The sequence below is a fragment of the Paraburkholderia sp. genome (assembly GCF_034668105.1).
Classification (GTDB): domain Bacteria; phylum Pseudomonadota; class Gammaproteobacteria; order Burkholderiales; family Burkholderiaceae; genus Paraburkholderia.
This window is the reverse complement of record NZ_JAXDPY010000351.1, coordinates 1-5,315: the sequence shown is the minus strand read 5'-3', so window position 1 is coordinate 5,315 and position 5,315 is coordinate 1. Positions and strand designations below refer to the sequence as shown.

3 protein-coding genes, 1 tRNA gene and 1 pseudogene are annotated in these 5,315 nt (G+C 62.3%); all 5 read left to right on the top strand.

The window, feature by feature from the left end:
• A pseudogene (locus QOC89_RS15885) lies at positions 1-303 on the top strand (fructose-bisphosphatase class I); the annotation flags it as partial.
• Positions 304-357: 54 nt separating this feature from the next.
• A tRNA-Thr gene (locus QOC89_RS15880) sits at positions 358-433 on the top strand.
• 497 nt (positions 434-930) lie between these two features.
• The gene (locus QOC89_RS15875; RefSeq protein WP_323045879.1) at positions 931-3,606 is read left to right on the top strand and encodes an excinuclease ABC subunit UvrA; all 2,676 of its coding nucleotides are present in this window, start codon (positions 931-933) and stop codon (positions 3,604-3,606) included.
• Positions 3,607-4,161: 555 nt separating this feature from the next.
• The gene (locus QOC89_RS15870) at positions 4,162-4,311 is read left to right on the top strand and encodes a hypothetical protein (protein ID WP_165614451.1); all 150 of its coding nucleotides are present in this window, start codon (positions 4,162-4,164) and stop codon (positions 4,309-4,311) included.
• Between the two features lie 279 nt (positions 4,312-4,590).
• Positions 4,591-5,184 (top strand): chorismate mutase, encoded by a 594-nt coding sequence (locus QOC89_RS15865; protein ID WP_323045878.1) that lies wholly within the window; start codon positions 4,591-4,593, stop codon positions 5,182-5,184.
• The last annotated feature ends 131 nt before the right edge of the window (positions 5,185-5,315 follow it).

Here is a 5,315-nt window from a genome sequence, read left to right as displayed (position 1 = left end):
GCATCGATGGTGGCGGACGTGCATCGCATCCTGAGTCGCGGCGGCATCTTCATGTACCCGGCCGACAAGCGCACGCCGGACAAGCCGGGCAAGCTGCGGCTGATGTACGAAGCGAATCCGATGTCATTCATCGTCGAGCAGGCGGGCGGCGCTGCGACGAACGGCAAGCAGCGCATTCTCGATGTCGAGCCCAAGAGCCTGCACGAGCGTGTGGCGGTCTTCCTCGGGTCGAAAAACGAGGTGGAACGCGTGACGCGATACCACGAGGAAGAAACGGCGGAACAACGAGCGGAAAAAGTTTGATAAAGGGGCTTGCCAACTGCCCCGACCTGTCTCTATAATCTTGTTTCTCCTGATGCCGGAATAGCTCAGACGGTAGAGCAGCGCATTCGTAATGCGAAGGTCGGGGGTTCGATTCCTCTTTCCGGCACCACAAGATTCAAACAAAAAGCCCAGTCCTCGTGACTGGGCTTTTTGCTTTCCGCTGCGGCTTTCACCCACCGCTACAGCCTGAGCTCATCCGCGAAAATCCAACCGGTCGCATCGCGCGGTCATCCCAAGATTGCGAGCGACCACTGTGTCTTCAACGATCACCTTGCTCTCGGCCCGCTCAGTGCTATAAGCCACAACCGCTTCCCGCGGCGCTGACGAAAACCACAAAATCCGGCCGGCACACTCGATTCCGACCTGGCGTCCTTTCCAGTAGACAGCGTTTTCCATGACGAACTCTCTGAAGGGCGAAGACTGTCATCTTCCGCGCCAGACGCGGCGCGTCCGTTATCCACCGCACCGTGCGCCGCGGATTGCTTCAATGATAGGCAACTTGCGCATCGATCGGCCTGTCGCCCTACTTCGCCGGGCATGTTCCGTGCGGCCTTACGTACGTTCGCCCGGCTGTCCCGGTATCACGCCTATCCACTATTCTTCGACATGGACGCCATCCGCAACAAGCCCCGCTCGACCCCGACCGAATCCGGTTCGCCGGCCCCCGCCGGCTTCGTCCGCGTGCGCGGCGCCCGCGAGCACAACCTTAAAAACATCGACGTGCAGATTCCGCGCGACGCGCTGGTCGTGTTCACCGGCGTTTCCGGTTCGGGCAAATCGTCGCTGGCGTTCGGTACGCTCTACGCCGAAGCGCAGCGGCGCTACTTCGAGTCGGTCGCACCCTATGCGCGGCGCCTGATCGACCAGGTGGGCGTGCCCGAAGTCGACTCGATCGAAGGTCTGCCGCCCGCAGTCGCGTTGCAGCAGCAGCGCGGTACGCCGAGCGCACGTTCAACGGTCGGCAGTGTGACGACGCTTTCCACTCTCGTGCGCATGCTGTACTCGCGCACCGGTGACTATCCGCCAAAGCAACCGATGTTGTTCGCCGAAGACTTTTCGCCGAACACGGTACAAGGCGCCTGCCCCACTTGTCACGGGCTTGGCCGCGTGTACGAAGTCACCGAGAAATCGATGGTGCCGGACGACTCCCTGACGATCCGCGAGCGCGCGATCGCCGCGTGGCCGCCCGCATGGCACGGACAGAATCTGCGCGACATCCTCGTGACGATGGGCTACGACGTCGATACGCCGTGGCGCGACTTGCCGAAGAAAGATCGCGACTGGATTCTCTTCACCGACGAACAACCGAGCGTGCCTGTCTACGCCGGCCTGACACCGAAGGAAACACGCGCCGCGCTCAAGCGCAAGGAAGAGCCCAGCTATATGGGCACCTTCTCCGGCGCGCGCCGCTACGTGCTGCACACGTTCGCGAACACCCAAAGCGCGCTGATGAAAAAGCGCGTGTCGCGGTACATGGTCGGCAGCCTCTGTCCGACTTGCCATGGCAAACGGCTCAAGAAAGAAGCACTCTCGGTGAAGTTCGCCGGTCTCGACATCGGCGAATTCGCGCAGTTGCCGCTCGCCCGGCTCGCCGCCCTTCTCGAACCGATCGCGCGCGGCGAATGGCCCGATGCGGCGACGGGCGCCGACTGCAAAGGCAGCGTGCTCAGCAGGCATGCGATGCGCGACGCCGTCGACAAACGGGTCGCCGCGGGCGGCTCGGCGCACAAAGCGTCGCCCGATGTGCGGCGCACGCCAAATCTCTCCGCGGAGAAACGCGTCGCCGCGCAGCGCATTTCAGCCGAACTGCTCGAGCGCCTGACGACGCTGATCGATCTCGGCCTCGGCTACCTCGCACTGGAGCGCAGCACGCCGACGCTGTCATCAGGTGAGCTGCAGCGCTTGAGACTGGCCACGCAGTTGTCGTCGCAGTTGTTCGGCGTCGTGTATGTGCTCGACGAACCGTCGGCCGGCTTGCACCCCGCCGATGGTGAAGCGCTCTTTGTCGCGCTACAGGGACTGAAGGCCGCGGGCAATTCGCTGTTCGTCGTCGAACATGATCTGGAGATGATGCGGCGCGCCGACTGGCTGGTCGATGTCGGTCCCGCGGCCGGCGAAGCAGGCGGTCACGTGGTCTATAGCGGGCCGCCCGCTGGACTCGCCAAGGTCGAAGCGTCGCAAACGCGCCGGCATCTGTTCGCGCCGCCCGCGCCCGTCGACCGCACGCCGCGCTCGCCTGGCGGCTGGCTGCGCCTGACCAAAATCACGCGCAACAATCTGCGTGGGCTCGACGTGGCGTTTCCGCTCGGCTGCTTCACGACCGTCACGGGCGTATCGGGCTCCGGCAAATCGAGCCTCGTGAGCCAGGCGCTGCCGGAACTGGTCGCAACCCGCCTGGGACGGATCATGGAAGGTCCGGACGATGACGAACAGGACCCGCTCTTCGCCTCCGAAACGATGCCGACCGGCGGCCACATCGCCGAAGGCATGGATTCCCTGCGCCGTCTCGTGCGCGTCGATCAGAAGCCGATCGGCCGCACTCCGCGCTCGAATCTCGCCACGTACACGGGCCTGTTCGATACTGTGCGCAAACTGTTCGCCGACACGCCGCTCGCACGCAAGCGCCGCTACAGTGCGGGCCGCTTCTCGTTCAACGTCGCGCAAGGCCGCTGCCCGACTTGCGAGGGCGAAGGCTTCGTGAGCGTAGAGTTGCTGTTTCTGCCGAGTGTCTACGCACCCTGCTCGACCTGCCACGGCACCCGCTATAACCCGCAGACACTGGAAATCGCGTGGCGCGATAAAAACATCGCCGAAGTGCTCGACCTGACCGTCGACGCCGCCTGCGATTTCTTCGCCGACGAAGCCGGCGTGATGCGCGCACTGAAGGTGTTGCGCGACATCGGCCTCGGCTATTTGCGGCTCGGCCAACCGGCCACCGAACTGTCGGGCGGCGAAGCGCAGCGCATCAAGCTCGCCACCGAACTGCAGCGCGCGCAGCGTGGCGACACGCTGTACATCCTCGACGAACCGACCACCGGTTTGCATCCCGTCGACGTAGACCGGCTGATGGTGCAACTCCAGGGACTCGTCGATGCAGGCAATACGGTGGTGGTGGTCGAACACGACATGCGGGTCGCCGCTCAGAGCGACTGGGTTATCGACGTCGGACCGGGCGCGGGCGACGCCGGTGGCACGATCGTGGCAAGCGGTACGCCGGCTGAAGTGGCACGTGCCAGCGAAAGCCGCACGGCCAGCTATCTGAGGCAACGGCTGGCGGCGTGAAATAGAAGCCGCGCGAGGCGTACCGGCCGCCGCGCTTCTCCCCTAATGCCCAAAAATCGGCGACGAAGAGCGCGGCGTTTCGTCTAGAACGCAGCGCTCTTTTATTTGCAAAAAAATTTAAAAAGTATGCCTGCTCGTCAACGAATTCGCGCAATCGTTCGTTTACAAATAATTCGGGGCTGAAACTAGGCACTGAACCGTTCGGTAATTAACGAACGTTCGGCCTAACTCAGAGAAAATCCTTCCGATGCGGCACTGCACAAAAGCCCCGGTGATTTGTTATATCGGCATATATGAACAGAAGCTGCTGTGATGCAACAGAGATAATGCGCGAAAGAGGCGCGGGACAAGGCTGAGACGGGAACAGCGGAGGATATCGGACTGTTTTGATTGGCGGCGAACACTGCTATACGCAACCAACCGATAAATTGTGTTGAAACATGCTGCTCCATGGGAGCCTGTACCGATAAAGCAACACACAACATGTGAGCCGCATCGGGCTCTGGTGCAAAACGGGGACCGAGGCAGATAATCGGTTTGTAAAGGAGAATGATCATGGATGCCAAACCAACGAAAATTCCGACCCCGGATAAAGTTTTTAGTCCGGATCCGGAACCCGCTGGCGTCGAGTTTCTGGGTGCTGAACTCCCCGAACACGTTCGCGCATTTTTCGACGAACAACGCAAGTCGTGCGACTCGAAGTAAGTGTGCAATGGCGATGCAGCATCGGCGCCCGCGCGTCTGGCGCGGGGGGCAGGTTCACACGCGCCTCAACAATTGTCTTGCGTGCCCGTCGTAACGCGAGCGGGGGTTATTTGAGCGCTGCGGCGCTTGGTCATTGCCAGGCGTTCGATTGCGCGCGCCCTTACGATCGGCCTTAAAGCTGTGCATTTCGTGGGCGATCGCTTTAAGCGCCCGCTCGCCCGGCACATCGTCTATTCTTCTGGTTTTTCTTCCGCGGCCGATCGGCCACTCCTGCCCTCGATGAATCGCTCGTATCGCTTTGGAGCGTCATGCGCGCTCGCGTTGTTTACCGCGCTTGTGCTCGCGCCCGCCTCCGCCGCGGACGGCGACGACACCGCGCTCACCAATCTGATAGCGCTGGCTTCACAGCGCCTCGCTCTGGCGGAGCCCGTTGCGCGCTGGAAGTGGGCCAACCATCAGGCAATTACGGATACGCCACGTGAGAATGCATTGCTCGCCGATGTCGAAAAGCGTGCTGTAGCTGCAAATGTCGATCCGGCATTTGCACGTGCCTTCTTCCAGGATCAGATCGACGCGAGCAAGGACGTGCAAAACGCACTGTTCGCCAGTTGGCGCAGCACGCGGCCGCCCGAAGGCCCTGCACCCGATCTGGCCGCCAGCACGAGGCCACAGCTGGACCGATTGACGCAATCACTCGTGGCCGGGCTCGCGCGTGTGCAACCGCTGCGCGCCGCGCAGGATTGTCCGTCGCGCGTTGCGCAATCACTGGCTAACTGGAAATCACTGACACGCTACGACTCGGCCCGCTCGAGCGCGTTGACGCGAGCTCTAGGCCATGTGTGCGAAGCGGGTGGAGTTGGCGCGACCGGTTGAGCGGTTGAGCGGTTGAGCAGTTGAGCGGTTGAGCGGTTGAGCGGTTGAGCGGTTGAGCGGTTGAGCGGTTGAGCGGTTCAGCGGTTCAGCGGTTCAGCGGTTGAGCGGTTGAGCGGTTCAGCGGTTCAGCG

Coding starts and splice junctions, on each gene's coding strand:
- QOC89_RS15875 (WP_323045879.1), top strand. CDS start 931: ATGGACGCCATCCGCAACAAGCCCCGCTCGACCCCGACCGAATCCGGT.
- QOC89_RS15870 (WP_165614451.1), top strand. CDS start 4,162: ATGGATGCCAAACCAACGAAAATTCCGACCCCGGATAAAGTTTTTAGT.
- QOC89_RS15865 (WP_323045878.1), top strand. CDS start 4,591: ATGAATCGCTCGTATCGCTTTGGAGCGTCATGCGCGCTCGCGTTGTTT.